This is a genomic window from Acetivibrio straminisolvens JCM 21531, from assembly GCF_000521465.1.
GTDB classification, from domain to species: Bacteria; Bacillota; Clostridia; order Acetivibrionales; family Acetivibrionaceae; genus Hungateiclostridium; species Hungateiclostridium straminisolvens.
On the sequence record NZ_BAVR01000005.1, the window covers coordinates 49268 to 70273 of the forward strand.

Annotated in this window: 14 protein-coding genes and 2 pseudogenes; 2 read left to right on the plus strand and 14 right to left on the minus strand. The window is 41.0% G+C overall.

Annotation, left to right across the window (positions count from 1 at the left end):
* Positions 1–75 precede the first annotated feature (75 nt).
* Positions 76–1287 (plus strand): IS256 family transposase, encoded by a 1212-nt coding sequence (locus JCM21531_RS02205; protein ID WP_038287064.1) that lies wholly within the window; start codon positions 76–78, stop codon positions 1285–1287.
* A gap of 383 nt (positions 1288–1670) precedes the next feature.
* Entirely contained in the window at positions 1671–2477 is an 807-nt protein-coding gene (locus JCM21531_RS02210) for a hypothetical protein (protein ID WP_038287066.1), read from the plus strand.
* Positions 2478–2557: 80 nt separating this feature from the next.
* On the opposite strand, the gene JCM21531_RS02215 is transcribed toward JCM21531_RS02210, so the two are convergent.
* The 14 genes and pseudogenes from JCM21531_RS02215 to atpD all read right to left on the minus strand — a co-directional run bounded on the left by JCM21531_RS02215 (position 2558) and on the right by atpD (position 20963).
* Positions 2558–3466 (minus strand): M23 family metallopeptidase, encoded by a 909-nt coding sequence (locus tag JCM21531_RS02215; RefSeq protein WP_038287067.1) that lies wholly within the window; start codon positions 3464–3466, stop codon positions 2558–2560.
* Positions 3467–3545: 79 nt separating this feature from the next.
* On the minus strand, positions 3546–3668 hold the full coding sequence (locus tag JCM21531_RS23455; protein ID WP_279378962.1) for a hypothetical protein: 123 nt from the start codon (positions 3666–3668) through the stop codon (positions 3546–3548).
* Positions 3669–3700: 32 nt separating this feature from the next.
* A pseudogene (gene spoIID / locus JCM21531_RS20130) lies at positions 3701–4548 on the minus strand (stage II sporulation protein D).
* 219 nt (positions 4549–4767) lie between these two features.
* A complete protein-coding gene (gene murA / locus JCM21531_RS02225; protein WP_038287122.1) occupies positions 4768–6036 on the minus strand; it encodes a UDP-N-acetylglucosamine 1-carboxyvinyltransferase in 1269 nt (422 codons plus the stop codon).
* A gap of 67 nt (positions 6037–6103) precedes the next feature.
* Positions 6104–6856 (minus strand): YwmB family TATA-box binding protein, encoded by a 753-nt coding sequence (locus JCM21531_RS02230; RefSeq protein WP_038287068.1) that lies wholly within the window; start codon positions 6854–6856, stop codon positions 6104–6106.
* 275 nt (positions 6857–7131) lie between these two features.
* Entirely contained in the window at positions 7132–7986 is an 855-nt protein-coding gene (locus tag JCM21531_RS02235; protein WP_038287071.1) for an S-layer homology domain-containing protein, read from the minus strand.
* A gap of 50 nt (positions 7987–8036) precedes the next feature.
* Entirely contained in the window at positions 8037–9890 is a 1854-nt protein-coding gene (locus JCM21531_RS20140) for a fibronectin type III domain-containing protein (RefSeq protein WP_243467087.1), read from the minus strand.
* Positions 9872–11866, minus strand: coding sequence for a fibronectin type III domain-containing protein (locus tag JCM21531_RS20145; protein WP_243467088.1), 1995 nt, complete (start codon positions 11864–11866; stop codon positions 9872–9874). The genes JCM21531_RS20140 and JCM21531_RS20145 overlap by 19 nt, the downstream gene beginning before the upstream one ends.
* A gap of 15 nt (positions 11867–11881) precedes the next feature.
* The gene (locus JCM21531_RS20150) at positions 11882–13090 is read right to left on the minus strand and encodes a hypothetical protein (RefSeq protein ID WP_243467089.1); all 1209 of its coding nucleotides are present in this window, start codon (positions 13088–13090) and stop codon (positions 11882–11884) included.
* Between the two features lie 17 nt (positions 13091–13107).
* The gene (locus JCM21531_RS02245) at positions 13108–16770 is read right to left on the minus strand and encodes a ferrous iron transporter A (RefSeq protein WP_243467090.1); all 3663 of its coding nucleotides are present in this window, start codon (positions 16768–16770) and stop codon (positions 13108–13110) included.
* Between the two features lie 163 nt (positions 16771–16933).
* Positions 16934–17182, minus strand: coding sequence for a DUF2325 domain-containing protein (locus JCM21531_RS20155; protein ID WP_243467091.1), 249 nt, complete (start codon positions 17180–17182; stop codon positions 16934–16936).
* Positions 17183–17226: 44 nt separating this feature from the next.
* On the minus strand, positions 17227–18684 hold the full coding sequence (locus tag JCM21531_RS02250) for a hypothetical protein (RefSeq protein ID WP_243467092.1): 1458 nt from the start codon (positions 18682–18684) through the stop codon (positions 17227–17229).
* 469 nt (positions 18685–19153) lie between these two features.
* A complete protein-coding gene (locus tag JCM21531_RS02255) occupies positions 19154–19558 on the minus strand; it encodes a F0F1 ATP synthase subunit epsilon (protein ID WP_038287072.1) in 405 nt (134 codons plus the stop codon).
* 11 nt (positions 19559–19569) lie between these two features.
* A pseudogene (atpD, locus tag JCM21531_RS02260) lies at positions 19570–20963 on the minus strand (F0F1 ATP synthase subunit beta).
* Between the last annotated feature and the right edge of the window lie 43 nt (positions 20964–21006).

A 21006-nucleotide genomic window follows, 5' to 3' on the forward strand; every position in this document is an offset into this window, starting at 1 on the left:
AGAAGTTGAGCCAAAGCTCACACCTCGGTTAAAATATAAGTTGCCCAACAAATACCAAACCGAGGAGGATGAACCATGGCTCAGTTTAATATTACAATAACCGAGGAACTTTTGCACGGACTTTTTTTATCAAATGGTAAAGATGAAGCATTTTCCAAACTGTTGGAGGAAATCTTCAACCAGGTACTCTTAGCACAATCTACAGAACAGTTAGGTGCTGAGCCTTATGAAAGGACGGAAGGAAGAACCGCCTATCGTAATGGTACCAGAGAAAGGCAGCTAACTACACGAATTGGGACGTTAACCTTAAGAATCCCCCGACACCGCAACGGACAGTTCAGCACAGAGCTTTTTATGCGCTATCAACGGAGTGAGCAGGCACTGGTGTTGGCAATGATGGAGATGGTCATCAATGGGGTTTCTACTCGAAAGATTGAGTCGATTACTGAAGAACTCTGTGGAAAGAAGTTTTCAAAATCGACTATCTCCACTCTATGCAAGAACCTGGATCCAATGGTGAATGCATTTAGAACACGGCCTCTGAAAAGCCATTATCCTTTTCTAATGGTGGATGCCATTTATGTAAAAGTACGTGAAAACAAGCGTATACAATCCAGAGGACTGCTTATAGCCATCGGCATCAATGAGGAAGGACATCGCGAGGTAGTTGGATTTCAGTTGGCGAACAGTGAGTCCGAAAACAGCTGGGGCGAGTTCTTTGGCTCCTTAAAAGAACGGGGGCTGAAAGATGTCCGCGTGGTTACCTCAGATGATCACAAGGGCCTTGTTAATGCTGTAAGAAAACACTTTCAGGGAGCCAGCTGGCAGCGTTGTCAAACCCACTTCTCCAGGAACATGCTGGACCATGCACCTAAGGCATTGCAGCCAGAAATCAAGGAAGACCTGCGCCGGCTATACGAGTCTGTCGATCTTGAGAGTGCCCGCAAGGTTCGGGACCAGATTATCGCAAAGTATGAAGCCAGGGCACCAAAAGCCACAAACTTGCTGGACGAAGCTTTTGACGATATCACTGCTGTTCTGGCGTTGCCTCTCAGATATCGGAAGCGGCTTCGTACCACCAATGGAGTAGAGAGACTTAATGAGGAAATCCGACGCCGGGAACGGGTTATCCGGATCTTCCCCAATGAGGCATCTGTTATCCGGCTCATGGGAGCTCTTTTAATGGAGCAGGATGAAAAATGGCAGACAGGCCGTAAATACTTTGATATGGAGCTATATTACCATACTGTCCGGGATAATGACTCAGAAGACGACACTGCTGCTTAAATTGCTTGCCCTGTATAGCCGCATTTATTCCACGGTCTGTTGACAACGAGCCTCCCATGGCATGTTGATGGGCATCAAGCCATCACTCCACAATGATAGGCAGGCCTTACGCTGGTGTAGTGATGCCCGGCCAACCAGCCTAACATGCCATGTACTCATTGTCAACAGCTTTCGCGGCATAAACGCTTAGACTATTGTTTGATTAGCTACTGCTTTGATGACCGAGGTATTTTACACACAAATTTGGACTTGACTTTTTTGGCTTTGATGTTATAATAAATTTGATATAAATGTAATATTTTCTATAGAAGTAGCAGGATAACAATTTAAAAAGTTAGTGGAATTATGACTTTTTTATTCTTGTTAAAGGGGGGTGGGGAAAAATGTCTATTAAGAAAAGCGTAATTTTAGTTACTGCCGCAGCAGCTTTGCTTTTAGGTGCTGCCGGCTGCAGCAATAATAATGCTGTGCCAGCCCAAAATACCGGTGAAAATGTAAGCGTCAGGGATAACAACGCTACACCGGCATATAATTTAGACCATAGCAATGGGTTGCCAACAGATACTGCCGGCGAAAGTTTAAGTACCGATAATAGCAACGCCGTACCCACAGATAATGCCAATGAAGTTAGGAGAGGCCTTCGAATGGGCGGAGGTATAATGCCCAATATAGCCGGTGAGTACATGAGTGTAGCAGAGGTAAAGAAAAAATCGGAAGAAATTGTTCATTTAAAAGCTATATCGTATGAAACTATTGAAAAAGTAGGATTCCCTAGTACTATAACTAATGCAGAAGTATTAAGCGTTATTGAAGGAAGCCTTTCAAAGGGAGATATAATAAAACTGGTTCAAACCGGTGCCATTAACGGTGAACAAGAAATAAGCATGCCGGGAGATCCCATTTTCAGACCAGGCGATGAAATGGTACTTTTTCTGGTAAAAGCTAAAGTTGACAATGCGGAAGATGCATATCTCACCGTAGGATTTAATGAAGGCAGATTTGATGTCATAAACTCAAAAATTCATGCGCGGGGACCTCAGCATATTAGTTATTCATCAACACCAACTCCAATAGTAAGAAAAGAAGTTAAAAGGTCCGATTCGATTGCCGAAATGAGTTATTACGACATTACCCGCTTTAGCTTTACTGTGGAAGAGTTTTCCCAAAAGATTAGAGAATTAAAGGATTAGAAAATATTAAAAGCCAGTGGAACTATATATACAATACCACTGGCTTTTAATATTTTTAATGTGTCTTCATAAATCAACATCTATTTTTTGTCATCCGAAGGCAACTGGAGATAACTCTTCGGGTCAACAGGTTTGTTGTCTTTCAAAACTTCAAAATGAAGGTGTGCAGGTTCTGCTGATTCAATAATTGCGGTATTTCCTACGCTTCCGATTATTTCTCCCTGTTTGACCTTCTGGTTTGGAGTCACCATGTCTCCGCTGGCAAGATTTGCGTACAATGTCTTTATGCCGTTTTCATGCTCTACAATTACTGTTACACCAAACCTGGGATCGCTTTTAACCTCAGTTACCACTCCATCGGCAACGGCTTTGACCGGAGTGCCTCTGTCCGCTCTCAAATCCACTCCGCTATGAGCCCGCCATTCATCCAAAGTTTTTGAATAAACCAGCCTGTCCATTGCATATTCAAAAGTCACTTCTCCAAAAACAGGCATTACAAATGTAAGTTTCTTGCCACTCTCAGACTTGCCCTCGGACTTGTTTGCGGATTTTTCTGATGTCTTTGCTGCTTCAACCTTTTGGCTGTCTGCCTCTGTTTTTGTTGATGTCTCTGCTTTTTGAGGCTTTGCCGAAGGTTTTGGACTTTCTTCTGCTTTAGGACTTGCAGCAGGACCGGAAGGCTTTATTGCTTCGATTGCCTCTCCCGATGTTTCTGCCGCAATTTCACTTTCAAGACCGTCTTTCGGCAATAAATAAGTACTGTTGCTTCCGTTTTCATCAACTATGCTGCTTGCCATATCCGGTGAGATAATATCCTCTTCACCGATGTCTTTTGATGAACGTATGTTATGTGCTGTAATGAATACCGCTGTAGCTCCAATAACCGTTATACACAATGCCAAAACAATATAAAATCCTTTTTTATCGAGAAAATCCAAAACTTTCTTTTGTGAAATCTTCTTGTCGGGAAACATTTTTTTAAAATCCACTTTTTCCACCTCCATATATTATTGTTACCGCATATGGCAGCAATATACATGGAGAAGAAAAAATATTTAATCTTTACGGTTACCGGTTACATGCTTCGAAATTCTCAATAGTGTCAAGGTATACCCCAGTATAATAGTGCTTTAAAATCTCCTCATACGTTCCGCCGTTTTTTGCAAGGTAATTTGCCCCCCATTGGCTCATACCGACCCCATGCCCGTATCCAATCGTCGTTATTATAACCTCGCCGTCATCTCCCTTTTCAATATTGAATTCGTAGATCTAAGGCCCAGCAAGGTTCTTAGCTGTGTACCCTTAATAACCACATCCTCAATCTTAAGTTCCTTTACTCTTCCCGCCGGAGTTCTCTCCAATACCTCAATTTCTTCTAAAAGGTTTTCCGGTTCTATATCTATATCCGGGTATTCTTCCTCCAGTTTTTTCGTTATTTCTTCTTCCTTAAACACCGTCTCAACCTTGTACCCCGAACTTTTATCCTCACCTTCACTCTTTACGCTTTTCAAATAAGGTACTTCCACTCCTTCCCAGACATCTTCCGCATTCTCGGTCATCCCTCCGCTGTTTGCATGGAATACCGGATTCACCACTTTTTTGTCATACAGAATGATTATTCCCTCTGTTTCCTTGACTGCTCTCTCAATTTTATTCCAATTGTCAAGGGCTTTGAAAGTGCCCCATTTTGCCATTGCATCCTCCTTTTTTGTCCATGCCTGGCAGTGTCCCGGGTCAGTACAGATATCGGCCCCCTTGTGGGTATCTTCCTTTGGGGAATAGAATTTTTTCATTCTTCCGTATACATAGGTACGGGCAGCAACAGCCTGTGCCTTAAGGCTTCCAATTCGAAATCCGCAGGCATTTCAGCCGCCACCACGCCCTTGAGATACTCCTCCAGAATCATTTCCTCAACTTCATCCCTGTCTTTAATATACACCTTTAACGTCATGTCCTCTTTTTCCTCGGGTACAATGTCCTCAATTACTGTACTGCATCCTCTCACGATAATCAGAGGGAGAATAACTACTATTATAGTCATTAACAAAACATATCTAACGAATCTTTTCATTATCCATACCTTTTCCCGATGCTTTGTAGTTTCTTACCAACAAGTGCATGTCAGTACTAATAAATATGATTGCAAATTACAAGTTATTCTTTTTTTACGGACAATGAAAAGCAGTGGAAAGGATAATATAATAATGCATTAATAAAAGCAAAATAATTAAAGGACGAGGTAAATAACCTGCGTCCTTTAATATGTACTTCATTTTACTCTATTAAAATTTTACTGTTCATCTTCGACTCTTTGAATGTTTGCTCCAAGGGAGTTGAGCTTTTCGTGTATTCTTACGTACCCTCTTTCAATATGCTCTATCTCGGTAACTTCGGTAACGCCTTCAGCTACAAGTCCTGCCAAAACAAGGGCTGCACCGGCTCTTAAGTCTGTTGCCCTTACCTTTGCTCCCGTAAGTTTGCTATTACCTTCAATAATCGCGCTTCTTCCCTCAATTTTAACATTTGCTCCCATTCTTTTGAGCTCTGCCAAATGCATAAACCTGTTTTCAAAAATAGTCTCGATAACCATACTGGTTCCCTCTGCTTTGGTCATCAAAGAAGTCATCTGTGCCTGCATATCCGTCGGGAAACCGGGATACGGATGTGTTTTAATATCAATAGGCCTTATTGCATCATTGGCTTTTACATGTATGCTTGAGAGCTCTTCGGAAACTTCAACGCCCGCTTCCCTCAGCTTTGCAGTAATCGGTTTTACATGATCGGGCACAATATTTTCAATAATTACATCTCCGCCGGTCACCGCTGCAGCCACCATAAATGTCCCCGCTTCAATCCTGTCGGGTATTACTGCATGGTTGGTTCCGCTCAAGCTATGAACACCGTGTATCTTAATGGTATCGGTGCCTGCACCCTTTATATCGGCGCCCATGGCAGTAAGATATGTGGCAAGATCCACAATTTCCGGTTCGATTGCAGCATTTTCAATAATTGTCTGGCCCTCTGCCAAAACTGCAGCCATCATAATATTTTCCGTAGCACCCACACTGGGAAAATCCAGGTATATCTTGCTCCCTTTGAGTCTTCCGCTTACTCTTGCTTCTATATAACCATGTCCTTGTTCTATCTCGGCTCCCATCGCTGCAAATCCTTTTAGATGCAAATCTACAGGTCTTGTACCTATAGCGCATCCACCCGGAAGGGAAATTTTGGCTATTCCTGTTCTGGCCAACAGCGGACCCATGACAAGAATAGATGCCCTCATTTTATTTACCAACTCATAAGGTGCTGTTGTATTTAAAATATCACTCGTGTTAATGCAAACTTTTGACTTGCTTTCGGAGAATTTAACATTCACCCCAAAGGACTCCAACAGATCACACATAATTTTTACGTCAGTGAGATCCGGAACTTCCTCAATAATGCTTTCCCTGTCCCCTAAAATTGAGGCGGCAATAATAGGCAGAACAGAGTTCTTTGCGCCGCTAATTCTTACTTTTCCCCGTAAAGGCTTTCCTTGAGTTACAATTAATTTGGGCACGTCGATTCTTCCTTTCGTTTTTTTATTGTAATTTATCTTTTGTATCCACCTTGCGCGGCTGCTTGTATCAATATTCAACAGTTATCACAGGTGTCGCAAGCCATATGTATGTTCTGTCTTCATAAGAATTATACCTGATTGCGATGTTCATATTCACCCTTTCGCCATTTACCAGTATTGAATTGTCAATACTCGGAGCGAAAGCCGAAACACTTATTAAATTTTTTTCTGCAATACCGTTTACCTTTTTAGCCCTTGCACTTTTGAGTATTCTATTACTCATTTTATTTAAATCTTTGTGATCCATCTTTCCTTCAAAATATCCGGTAATACAGATATTCAATTCCGATTCAATTTTATATTTGTCAAGCACATCAACTAAATCATCATGTATATCCTCAAGTCCAATTTCATCGGGCCCGGAAGTGAGGCTCAGTGAAATATAAGACTTTCCTGCATCTTGCCCGCTTCTATTGGATTGGGCACATATGTTTACCATCTTCCCGTTGCCAACAGTTCCGATTATCTCTATCTTGTCAATCTGATCATTTGTTATCAATCTTCTTGAATACAGTTCGTTATTCTCTATATTCAAATCCTTTGCTAGATTGTCTGCCATCTTTGACAATTCTTCAAAACTTTTTTCTGTTTTTGACCATGCATAAAATTCAGTGTTGGCAAGAGTTGCCCCCGATGCCACAAAAGCTTCTTTAAGGGCGCTTGAAGATGACCCTTTATTATAATATAGCTTTAAACACCCAATTGTAAATAGTATAATTAAGATTATTAGCAAATAAAAGTATTTCGACGAAAGTTTCATATATATCTCCCTTTTCTACCATTTTGTACATCTTCATTAGAAATGGACACAGCTATAGTAGAATTATTGCCTTTTCGCAAGAGGGATATACATATATTATTTTTTAAGAACTGTTTGAAATTTTCAATTGTTTAGAAATTTTCAACTGTTAAGAAGTGCTCTTTTGTACAACCACCTCCTAAAAAAGCGGCATAGAATTATTGTAAACTTTTTTTCGTCGTAATGCAAAATCGTAAATTAAGTAGCTTGGTACAACAAAGGATCTGGCTTCTATATCAGTATGTGGAGAGTGCTCTGCTTACCATCATGGAACAGTTGGCTCTAGTTATTGCAGCTTCTTCGTCAAAATTCTTGTAGAGGCTGTCATTAACCGTCAGGATACCTACATCAAACATTTTCTTTACTGATTTGCTGTACCATTTATCCGGATTTAATTTTGAATAAATCCCGTTTTTTGTAGTCTTGAACTCGAACGCTCTCGCTACAACCGAACAGGCCTCAGCTAAAGTTATAGGCCGATCGGGCCTTACCGTCCCGTCTTCATAACCTGAAATCAATCCGTGTTTTGATGCAACAATTATTATATCCCTTGCCCAATGTCCGTCAATATCGGTAAATCCCGAAGTATTCTCCGTTGTCCCTTGAAGATTCAACGCCTTTACCAGAAGAACCATAAACTCTGCTCTGGTAATACTACTTTCTGGCTTGAAGGAACCGTCCGGCATTCCGTTCACAATTCCCGCATCATGAAGATGAGTAATATACTCCTGGGCTTCAATGCCCCTTATGTCGCTAAAAGGTACCCAATCGGCATCATTAATGTTTGAAAGGATTATTCTAATCGGCGGAACAGCACCGGTCAAATCGTAGTCAAGATGTGCCCGGGATGCTCCTTCAACCGTCTCATAACCAATATTGAGCGTTTTGCCGTTTACCAGGAAATAATGGGTAATGGCAATGCCTTTGTCTTTATTTTTTTCTTCATCGGACCACTTTAATGTAACCCTTATTTTGTTTTCGTCTATTTGCCGCGTCTCGAACACAACTCCGTGAGCATTGACATTTTGCACACTCACAATCATAACAAGCAATATAAATATTATGCTCACACATATAGTCTTTATATTCATTATTTCCTACCTCAAATCCTCTTTTTTAAAGTAGAAATTAACCTTGTTTTTTATTCCAATTCTCCAATATATACCAGTAGTTTCTCAATAAGCACAAGAACTTCATGTCTTTTTATCGGCTCATTGACCATGATTGTTTTACCGCCATCTCTTACCAGTTCAAAGCCATTTTTTTCAATGAACTCTGCCTTTGTTTTGGCATCCGTTATTTTTCCGGTTTTCAGCTCAAAGAGCCTGATTATCATTTTGTAAGCCTCACCCACTGTACAATTTCTGCTTGAAGCCTTAATATCATTGGAAGTAATAAATCCTGCTTTCAAAGCCTTGTTCATATAGTCGCTTCCATATTCGTAATCCAAGACATCGAGCATAAATTTTACTGTATCTCCCAATGAGGCATAATTGTCCGGTTCGAAAAGCCTTGTCGGAACGCTTTTTAATTCATGCAAAGATGCCACGTTATTTATGCTGGTCTCGTGAGGATGATAATATATGTCGTCAAAAAAGTCTTTGTCCAATTCCGCTATAGCAGTATCTCCCAATTTAACGGTTTCAAAAGCAAGAGTTCCTATATTTCTGTCATAGTTGAAATCATATGCGGTATTAAGTCTTTTCCATTTGCCGGTTTCTCCGTCGTATAAAAAGCCGGATGTCTTGCCCTCGGTGTATCTATCGGTATCGTCATATTCCGAAAGAACTTTAAGAGGCTTTAGGACAGAACTTACAGGTATTACATTGCCGCCATCGACTACACCTATTTCTATTTTTACGGTCTCGGTTTTAAATATCATGTTCTTTACATTTGTTCCGGTATTGCCAAGATGAGAAATGGTTATTTCGTAATTTACTCCCGAAGCCTTTCCCGCCAATGGTTGAAGTTTGCCGTTGTTATTGTTCCCGGTCTTATAACAAGGGAAAAAATCTTTCATTTTAAAAGTAACATTTTCCGAAAGCTCGGTCAGGGATTTAAACACCTTGTCGGAAACCAGTATTCTCAGTTTTTTATATGCCTGGGGCGGATCATTGAGTTTGACTGTAACATCTAATTTATTGTCATTAATTACATACTCTACAAATCTGTCCGCATCAACCCCAACTATCTTAACATCCCACACTCCGTCTTTGACGGTTTTTGCTTTATTTACAAAATCACCGATTATGACAGTATCAATATCCTCATCGGAATCATAGTCATCACTGCTTCTTCTAGTTCTCACAGTCACACTCTGGGTGGGATTGGATTTCAAGTTTTTCGAAGGATCATAGGAATACAGCCTTGCATAATACCTGTGGTTCGACAAAAGTCCTCCCACAGTAAATTCCGAGACCTTTCCCACTTTGAATTCCATGGCATCTTTGTAATCTATGTCGCCGGCAACCTCAAGAATATACTCTAAGCCCTCTTCCTGCATCCATTCATACGTAATGCTGTTCTTTGTAATCGCGTCGGAGCTGTTTTTTATACCGAACCCCTTTGGCGTATCCGGCGGAATATAGGCAAGAGTCCTTACTAGATAGGAATCGCTCCACTCGGACTTTATTGTCTCTCCGTCTTTGCCGACAGCTTCTGCCTGCACCCAGAAATAATACAGGGTATTGGGAGTCAGGCCTGTTATTCTTGTGTATATGGAATTCTCAAAGTCTTCCGGTGTAACTTTCACGTTTCCAATGGCTGCATTGATATTGTCGTGAAGTCCGTATTTCAGATAGTAATTGTGTTCCGGATTGAGTTCCCAGCCCAAATCAATGTACGTGTCCGCAGCCAGGTGATAGTTGAATGAAGGCACCACCGGCTTTTCCAAAGGAGGTATTATAACGGGATTTGTCGTGACTATTAACGGGTCCGACGGTTCGGACACAAGGTTTGCACTGGGTCTTGCCGCTCTCACCCAAATAACATACACTTTATTGGCTCAAGACCGGCAACTGTAATATCCACGTTGTGTTTTTTCCCGTCAGGATTGAGGTCCGGGTTTTCCCACGGGTCATTTGGGTCAACCGGGAAATTAACTACTTTATCCGCAGGAAGATATTTGAGCTCATCATAGGACATTCCTTCCCTATACTCAACACATCCGACATTTATTCTTACGCCTGAATCATAGGACACTTTTCTGTAATAAACATCATCAACAACGGACGGCTGAGGGTCAAAAGGCGGCACATCATTGTAATGAAGTTTTTCAGTGCGTATGTATTCCCATTTGTTTTCACTGAAATTATATTCTTCATACCACAGGTTTTTAATCTGTATCGTCACCGAACTTTCCGTAACCATGTTCTGTCCGTCCGAATCCTTCTTTACTTTAAGAGGCGGCTTTGCCGGCACATTAGGCTGATTTATCGGCTCATCGGTGGGAGTAATAATAACCTTTATGGCAGGGTCGGATATATATTCGACATTTTGGAGTATATCGTCAACATATTCAATAAACTGCTTCTTTGCAACTATTTTTAAATAATAGGTGGAGTTGGGAGTCAAATTCGAAACAACGTATTTATAGCCAATAAGGGCATCTCCGCTAATTATTTGGTTACTGCTTCCCATTGACACGTTCCAGGCAATTTTTTTGCTCTCCGGCGGATTGTCAATAAGGTTTGGATCGTCTATAATCCATATGTCATAGGTAATATCATTGTCCACCTGCCCGTCCCCTCGAGTGGGAGCTTTCCACAAAATTGTCGCACTATTGGGTTTGAGTTCTTCATCATAGCTTATAATGGTCTCTCCCGGAGCTTTTTCAAATTTGTCCACCAATACCGGAGCTGCGGGATAAGAAGGAGTCTCCTGCTCTCTTACTATTATTCTTTCGGATTCTATCTTTATGCCTTCATACACATCAAGACCGTCTCTGGTTACAATTGCCCTGATTATAAAGTAGTGTTCAACCTCTCCGGGAGGAAGCGTGACAAAAAAATCGGTACCGTCCACAGCCGCCATGTACTGTTCCAGATCGCTAGAGTCCACTTGCCCCCTGTAAATCTGATATTTGACTTTTATGTTGCTGTCGCTAAGTCCGGTAACAACAGGACTCCACTCCAGCTTCCAAATGGTTCCGGAGTCGGTAGCGGCTATTTTTGTGGTCTTAACCAAAATGTAGCTGCTGACAATAACGGTTGGACTGTACGGATTCTTTTTGAGTTCGGAATCATTAACATCCGGCTCAATTCTGATGTAGTAGACCCTTCCCGGGTCTCTGGCAGTGTGAATATACTCAAGCTTTCCTGTAGACTCATTCACCTTTACCGGCTTATCCGGTCCTATCTGGTCTTTGCCTATGTATATCGGCGGTGTATTGGTGAAATTGCCGTTTTCGGAAATATAAAGCTTGTAGTCTATTCTGCCACTGGTATTCCAAACATCATCCCATTCTATCTTAATCTTGTTTGTAGACACGGAATATGCGTCAACATCTATCTCGGTCAAAACCTTCACTCTGTTTGAAGCCGGCGATTCAGCACTTTTGTACAATTTGCTGTCTTCCGTATATGTGTGGTAGGCAGTCGCATCCACGTAGTAGATGGTACCTGAATTCAGATCCTTTAAGCGGTACGAATCCAGATTTCCGGAAACATCCTTTGCCTTCAATGTACGGGGTTTGGCCGCCCTGTAAGGCTTCGGGATTTCCTGCACATAGAAGTTAAGGTATTTCGAAATGGAATAAGCAGGAAAACTTACATTCCATTTAAAATCTACATAATATTTATCAAATTCACTATAGCCAATGGCTGGCTCCCCAGGATTTTGCGGTTCAATCCTAAGCTTTGAAGGAGCCGATTGAGGTTCTGCATCAATAGCCCAAGCTGTATTTATGATATTTAGTTGGATAATAAGGCTCATTATCAATATTAGTCCGATAGCTCTCTTAGCTCTTGTCATTTTCATCATGTCTCCTTATATTTCCTTGGTAATCTCAAGTATTTTTACAAAAGACTCTACCAACTCTGCCCGGGTAACAGGTTTTTTAGGCTCAAATGCGTATCTCTCGCCAACTGTCATTACTTCCAAGTCCAATACCAGCAGAACGGGTTTTAGCAAGTTACCGTCAACATCTTTTTCATCGCTTATATAGACATATCTTTTGGGTACCAGGCTCTGAATATTTACACCTGTCTTTTCACAATACACTTTCATTATTATCAAGGCTATTTCCTGCCGGGTTATATCCCTTGTAACACCGCCGACCCCCACAAGGCTCTTAAGACCGTACTTTTCGGCCTTCTGGCTTATGGTAAGTCCATGACTTGTTCCTTCTTTGTTTGCAACCTTTTCATAAAGTAAAATTGCTTCCTTTACTTTAACATTATCTTCCGGATAGAAGGACTCCAGATTACCGAAAACATCTCTTAAATCGTATTTTGACATAAGAATTTTTATATCCCCGGAATAGGAGTACTCATCGGTCACATCCGATGGGGCTGCCGCAAAAACGAGCATAGCGTATTCACCGGTTTTTACAGTGTTGAACAATGCGCTGTTTGCAATGTAAACCGTATTGGATGAAAGCTTTTTCCACTTTCCTTCCCCTTCGTACCATACGCCTGGAGCTTTCAATCCTGCTTTATCGGTAAAGGTCAGCTTTGTCATCATAGGTTTGTCAAAGTCCTTTATTGCTCTAGTGCCCACCACTATGGAGTAAGAGCCGCTTGTGCTGTCAATCCTGTTTTTAATAAATACAGACAAATCCTCCTCAATCTCTCCAATAAGCTCTAAAATCTCTTCATCAATATTAGTATATTTGCTTTTTTTGTTATCCCGGCTCAAAAGCTTACTAAGCTTTTCCTGGACAAGCCCCGACTCTTTATTGTACAACTTGTTGTGTATTTCATCTTTGATTTGGGAATAGGTAAAGCTTGTCCCCACCGCTTCTACACTGACACTATTTATTTGAGATGCGGCTTCGGCTCCCTCCGGCAGACTCTTGGCCGATTTTTGCAAACGCTTTATGGTAAATTTATAGTATATTCCCTTGACATTTGAGTTGCCATGAAGAGCAACAACTTCTTTGCTTTCGGTATCAATAGTTCCCGGCCTTAAGGTGTACTCCGCACCTATGGTCTTAATTACAAGACTTGTGTTGTCTGTCTCCAAGACCTCTATCACACTGCCTGGAACATATACTACGTCGTGCCGGCACCTTCATTAATTTTGGATATATCCAATGTAAAGGGATATGGTCCGTTGTTTTGAATTGCATTTACCATCCGGTCTTCTTTTAGAAGAAGCTTGTTGTAATTTCCGTTTCTTATATCAATTCTCCAGTACAGCGCCTCTTCAAACTCATGGATTTTATCCAAAAACTTTGCTTCTTTTTTATTGTTGTTGTCCTCTTCGTCGTAATCATCCTGGTTGAATTCCGTTCTGACTTCAACAGGCCCTATATATTTTGAGTATGAGACAATAGTGGAATCCACAGGGTCAATCCTTACTGCGCGTACCTTGATATAATATTTTGTGTTGGATTTTAGCTTCTCATGCTTGATACTTCCGTCCTGCATTTTTACAGGGTACGTCTTTATTCTCGCATAGAAGTATTCATAGTTCATGCTGTTTGCTTTGGGATCTTTTTCTTTATAATATGGAAGTATTTTTCCGTCGTAATTTATATATTCCTCCAGATCCTCATCGGAAAGCTCAATATAGTCATCGTCTGACAAGGTTTTTATCGCAAGCTCGTACTTGTATCCCGGAAGACCTCTCCACTTAGCTTCCAGCTCGTGGCCTCCGTCCCTTGTTCTCATGGATTGGGCCGTAAAGACCGGTTCGCTGTTATTATTCTTATATATATTTATATCGTAGGCTGTATCAAATTCAAGGTTTGAAAGCCTTACATAGTTGATTGTTCCCAACCTCACTATAGTGTATCTGTTTCTTGCCACCTGTCCGAACTTCAAATCGTCTTCCGGTTTTATATATATACTGTAGTCTTCCGTCCTTGCATTAATATCACTGTCATTAAAGTAAAATCCCAACTGTGCGTCTTTAACCGCCTCCAGCATGGACGGCTGTTCTATCAAAATAGTGGTAACGGGGATTGAAACCCACAAGCTGTAATTTGTTGGATCATTACTCTTTACCGCCCTTATGCTAAAGTAATAAAGCCTATTCGGAAACAGCCAGGAATCTACTGTATACCTCAACCCTTTTGTTATGGGATCAAGCTCAAAGTTTTTGGCAAGCACTGGCAATGAAGGGTCTAAGATTACGTTTCCAAATTCAGCATTAAAGCTTTGGTATATGGCATCCTCCGAGCCGTCATAGTCCCCTTCGTCGGGCTCAACTCTTCTTGAAGTACATATTATTTCATAATATACGTCATTTTCCGCCCAGTTCCATGAAAATACCACGCTCAAGCTGTCAACCAACGGATTTCCCTTTTCATCTTTTGCAATATTAAAATCCGTTGGTGTAAGAGGTCTCTTTGCAGATTCATCCGGTTCTCCCATCACGCCCCGGACCGTAGTCACCGCAAGAATTGCCGAAGGCTTTGATATTCTGTCCTCGGACAGTGTACTTATCGACAGCCTTGTCTTTATTACAAAATAATATGTGGTATTGGGTCTTAATTTTTCTCCAAAAAGAGTATAGGCATCCGTTCCGGGAGAGAAATTGCTTATGGACGCTCTTATCGAGCTGCTGTCATCATTTGTCCCTGCAAATAACACATCGCCTTTTGGGTTTTCAGTACTTCCCACAAGCTTGAAAGAGGTTATGTCAGTTCTTGTGCTCATGTATAAATCATAATAAACAGCTTTTGAGACTGAAGTGTCTGCCACATAGTTTTTCCAATTGATGTTAAGCTTGTCAAACTGAAGCTCTATGTAATTTGATACAATAGCTTGCTGAGTATCCTGGTCAATGGTAATATAAGCATCATTTTTTGTAACCATAAAATTCTTTGGAAGAGGAACATCCATTTCTTGTGCTGCACGGGTTGTAAAGCTTACTATTACAGATTTGTCGGACATTTCCTCAATATTGGTGGTATTTCTGTTGGCTGCGCTTGTTGTATACATTTGCATATAATATACTTTGTTGGGCAAGAGGAAGTCAGGATACCCTTCGGTATTATCGATATCCTCTTCTACGATTACAGGATTGCCGCCAGCATCATATCCTGTAAAATACTCTCCTTTAAAGAGCTCAAATCCTTTTATTGTATACTCTAAGCGGTTTCCCACCTCTTTTACAGCTTTTGAAGAGAAATATATCATCCTTCTGTATTTCAGAGGGAAATACCCATAGGAAGTATCGTCATCCTTAAGCTCCGGATACGGTTCGGTGGTTATTTCCTTCTGACTGGTATTTAACAGTACATGGAAAACCATATCCTTGTCGGTATCGGTATTTGTTTTGATTTCATTCCAGTTGGCCGGTTTTTCCCAGGAAATCGTAATGTTGCTGGACTTCTGGAGTACCTCTTTCCCGTTGGCATCTACAACTTTTCTGGTCACCAGCTCTCTGTCAACTATTGTTATACCGTTGGGTACAGACCACTTGCTTGAGTCCTCCCCAAGAGCATAGGGCAATTTTCCGGACTCAATTCTGTCGATGGTTGTCTCCGTTTTTACCACTATTCTATAATAAATTGTATTGTTTTGGCCGGTACCCGATATGACAGTCAGTGCACTGTCGGCCCCTTGCACAAAGAAGCTGTCGTCCAATGTCTTTCTGACAGTCCAGTCCCCCGGTATCGTTGGGTCATCACTGGACTGTATTTCATAGAACATCCTTGGCATATTAAGGCTTCCCTGATTTACTTTGTATATCTTTACATAAATGTTGTTTGAGGAATCGCGAGACAGCTGAAATCTTATTGGAGTATAGGTATAGGGAAAGCTTCCCGAAAGAATACTTCCGTTCATGTCCGAAAGTTTACCCACAGTAACGGCGTATTTTGTCTCTTTGGCATCATTATAAAAGGCAGGTTTAATATTCATATAATAAACCGTACCGGGAAGAATATCTCCGTCCGGAAGGCCGTTTGTCTCCAAAGGAGGAATTTCGGCATTTGCGTCTTTTCTTCCTATAAGGTCAACGCTCATATAACCGTTTGCATCGGGTCCCAAAACAGAAGCTTTTACGCTATCATTACCCGAAACATGAGCAGTATAGCCGGAAGCCGAATACTCAATTATTATTGCAGACTGGGAAGATCCGCTGTTTAGATTGCCTGCGTTGGTGGAAATGTTTATCCTAAAGTTGAGGCTTGTAATATCCAATCCATTACCGTACACACTATTTAAGCTATTCTTTATGTAAGTTACCGCACCGGGTTCGCCGGCATTAGCAACACCACCGCCATTCCAGACCTTTGGCATCATCCACTTTAGGTTCAGTCTCGGCTTGTCGCCAATCTCAAAACCTCCGCCCGGAAGGGCTGTCCTCGTCTGCTCAGCCCTCGATGAGGTAAATGTAATGCGCGGAAGGAAAAACAAAAGGCCTTCTCCTATTACGCTTCCAAGTGTATCCGGATTATTGAATAATTCCACACGGATATCATATATAAAGTCGTTTTCCAAACCGGTTATTGTATATGTATTTACGCTGTCATTGCTTTCGATGGTCTCTTCTACTCCAGCGGGTGTATGATAACTTATACGAAATGACTTTGCACCCGAAACATTATCCCAGCGTATTTTTAAATCTCCGTTTGAGAAATCATCAACATAGATATTTACCGCAACTGTAGCAGCAAAAACACTCAATTGTGAAATGGGTAGAAAAACATTTAGCATGCATACTGTAATTGCCATGGCAAGAACTTTTTTGAATCGCTTCATAAGAACCCCCCGCCTTGCGGCCTGTAATAATTTCACACAAGCTATTTATATTGTAAGTAAAAATTACTGTTATTTCCTGCGAAATTATGCCTATAATAGCTTTATGTCATATTATTTATCGGCTAATTACAGTATACATTTAATATCGATTGTAAGCGTATTTCTATCTTGCCGTACGAACTTCTTTCCAACTGTTCTCTGCCGCAATAACCTGTTCTAATATTCTGTTGGCACCGTCAAATTCCGAATAGACAACAGGAATTTCTGTTATCTCTTTCTTCACTCTCCACATATTGTCATGGGATATATGGGAGGTTACCACCACTACCACATCGGTATCCCTAAGCTCATTGCTGATTTTTGCCCACGGTTCGAATCCTTCCAATACCTCTGCCTTGTATCCGAACTTCAAAAGGCATAATTTGTAAGAATTTTCGTAAGCTTTATTTCCAAGAATCAAACCTGCTTGGTTACTTCAATCCTTTCTTTCTTGCTTACTCTTTTAAAGGTACTGATATTGGAAATATTTCTTTTTACAGTGTCAGCCTCCTGGCCATCCCCATCATCTTCAATGCCGCAGAAATTATTATTTTCATCTACATAGGCTACCTGACCCGGCCTTAAATAATCCGGTGCATCATTTATTATTACAATCTCTCCGGACAGCTTTTTTAGAAAGGTCAGACCATCTTTTATTTCCACAGTACCGTATTCAAACTTATCGTAAAATGAAGACAAAGTATAGAATTTGCATGAAGTCAGGGTATGTACTATATTTCCCTCGTGAAGGCATAGGATTTGCTGCTCCTTAAAGGTTATGCCTTCCGTATCCATATCCTTAAAAAATTCCTTTCCGGTTTCAATATCCCGAAGCAAAACCCCGTTATCAAGAATTTTAAGTACAAAGGCCAGTGTGTGTCCCTTGGCTTTTGCAGACATCATGAAGCTGTCGGCATTGTGTTTTACCTGCTTGTAAAATCTCAAAAAGTTGTTTTGACTGTCAACAGATACAATGTTTCTATCCCTCAGTTGAACATTGGATGGAACATTATTCAGCTTCCACAGCATGTTATCGCCTTTGTCGATAAAAACCTCAGAGTCCTTAAGTAAAACCACAGCGAAGCTTGCAATGTTTGAACTTAGTATCTCATTGTCATTGAGCCAATAGGGGAAAGCATACTGGAACCGGTTGTATTCGTCAACCAACACAAATTGATTTTGAGCCAGATATATGGTGACAGGTATTTCGAATATTTCGCCTTTTTCCTTGCCGGGGAACACTACATAATGCTTGCCGTTCTCTATCTGACAATAACCAATTCTTGGAACCTGGCTTACCTTTGTATATTTTTTCGTTTTATTCTGCTCAACATTTGGAGCAGATGTCAATGCCAAAGCCGAAGTCCTGCAGGAGTTTATGCTTATTGGTTTGAAAACCGTCTCTATGACCAGAAGATCTCTATCATATTTTTTACATCGAATCAATTCAATATTTCGGCCGATATGCGATACCATGTACCGGTCAAACTTGGAAAAGTCTCCTCCCACGCAGAAAATGCCCGCTTTTTGCCAGTCTATGCTGTCAATATTAACGTTGGGTACGGTTTTTTGCGCCAGTTTGTTAAACAGGCCCTTATTGTTTATCAGCCAATCAAGATAAAAAACTGCCTTTGATACCATACTTTCACTTTGAGTTGTTTGAAACAATACAATCAAAGGGTTATTCTCCGTGCCTAAAGCAATAACATCCAACCGCTCATTTTCTCCAGTATCAAAGTCCGATTCTAAAATCCTTATGTTGAGTAGTGATTCCAGATTATTTTTTATCTTATCTCTTATTGAGCTGTTTATACACATATTATGTTCCATTATCTCCTTGAAAGTTTTAATGTCAAAAAGTCTTGCACCCTCCATATATATCCACCTTCCATATTCTTAAACCGATACTGAAAATACACAGTAACAGCTATTATCTAGCACGCCGTTGCTACATTCCACTTATTGCCTTAATAACTATATAAATGTTACACTTTTTCCAGATTAGTTTCAACTCAATTTTTATCCTTACTAATATGCTATTTACTGCTGCTGTCTTTCATTCTATATAGTTTATGTTCCAATCTGCATAGACTATATTATTCTTCCATTAAATATGTTTGGAACATACAAAACCTGTAAGCTCAGTGTATAAGTATTAAGGCACCAACACAGAACCGGTAAAAACTTCGAACGGGTACATAGATATTATTCCCTAAAATGTGAATAATTAATCCAAGCAAGGCAAAAAAATCCTTGCTCTTAAGAAAATTTACAATAGGATGGAATGTTATAAAAAGAAGGGTAAAAAGACTTTCACTTTCTGTTTATAAGTTGTTGTTTGATATCATAATTTTCCTTTTACCTTAAGCCGCGCCATTGCCCTTGCCAGCGCTGCCTTAGACTGAATATACTCCGCTTCACTTCTTTGCCTTTGGAGTCTCTCTTCCGCCCTTGCTTTTGCGGCCTTTGCCCTGTTTACATCTATTTCGTCGGGCCACTCTGCGGTATCCACAAGAATGATAGCCTGATCCTGCTTTACTTCCATAAATCCTTCACTTAGGACAGCTTCAAACCATTTGCCGTCCTTCTTGATTTTGATAGTTCCAATGTCAATTACTACAACGGTAGGAATATGTCCTTTCAATATCCCCATCTCTCCTGTAGGAGTCTTGACGATAATGGTCTCAACATCGCCCCAAAAAAACTTTCTTTCAGGTGTCAAAATTTCTACATAAAATGTTGACGACAAAATATCACCTCCTACATTTCCTTTGCTCTTTCGTAGACTTCGTCAATGGTTCCGGCCATATAGAATGCGGCCTCAGGGATATCGTCCATTTTACCTTCAATGATTTCCTTAAAGCCCCTTATTGTATCCTTTATGCGGACAAACTTTCCTTTATATCCCGTATAGGTTTCTGCCACAAAGAACGGCTGGGAAAGAAACCTCTGTATCTTCCTTGCCCTGAATACCGTTAGTTTGTCTTCTTCCGACAGTTCATCAAGCCCCAGTATCGCAATTATATCCTGAAGCTCCTTATATCTTTGCAAAATCTCCTGTACCTTTCTTGCAACCATATAGTGTTCATTGCCGACAATTCTGCGGTCCAGCACCCTTGAGGTAGAATCCAAAGGATCCACTGCAGGGTAAATTCCCTGTTCTACAATATGCCTCGACAGTACGGTAGTGGCATCAAGGTGGGTAAAAGTTGTCGCCGGAGCAGGGTCTGTCAGGTCGTCTGCCGGCACATAAACCGCTTGTACCGAGGTGATGGACCCCTTTTTTGTAGAGGTTATTCTCTCCTGCAAGGCTCCCATTTCCGTAGCCAGTGTAGGCTGGTAACCTACAGCGGAAGGGATTCTTCCCAAAAGAGCCGACACTTCAGAACCCGCTTGAATAAACCTGAATATATTGTCAATAAAAAGAAGCACATCCTGGCCCAGTTCGTCTCTGAAATACTCTGCCATGGTAAGCCCCGAAAGACCCACTCTCATTCTTGAGCCCGGGGCTCATTCATCTGTCCGAATACCAAAGCTGTTTTTTCTATAACACCGGATTCATTCATCTCATTCCAAAGGTCATTGCCTTCCCTTGACCTCTCTCCAACTCCGGTAAATACGGAATATCCGCCATACTCTGTAGCAATGTTTCTTATAAGCTCCATTATAAGCACTGTTTTACCGACTCCCGCACCGCCAAACAAGCCTATTTTCCCCCCTTTGGCGTAAGGAGCCAGAAGGTCAATTACCTTTATTCCTGTTTCCAAAATCTCCGTTACCGGTTTTTGCTCGTTTAGGCCGGGTGCCTCTCTGTGAATCGGAAGGTATTTGGTTGCATTTACTTCGCCTTTGCCGTCAACAGGCTCTCCCAAAACGTTAAAAACCCTTCCCAAAACCTCTTTGCCCACCGGAACCTTTATAGGTTCCCCTGTATCCACAGCCTTCATGCCTCTTTTCAGGCCGTCCGTGGAATTCATCGACACACATCTTACAGTATCATTTCCCGTATACTGCATCACTTCGGCAATCACGCTGATGCCTTCTCCATAGATTTTTATTGCGTTGTATATCGAAGGTAGATTCTCTCTCTCAAATCTTATATCTATAACAGGCCCAATTACCTGTATCACCGTACCGACATTTTCAGCCGCCATATTGCTTCACTCCATTCGTTCTCTTTCTAATGTGGATTTCTAT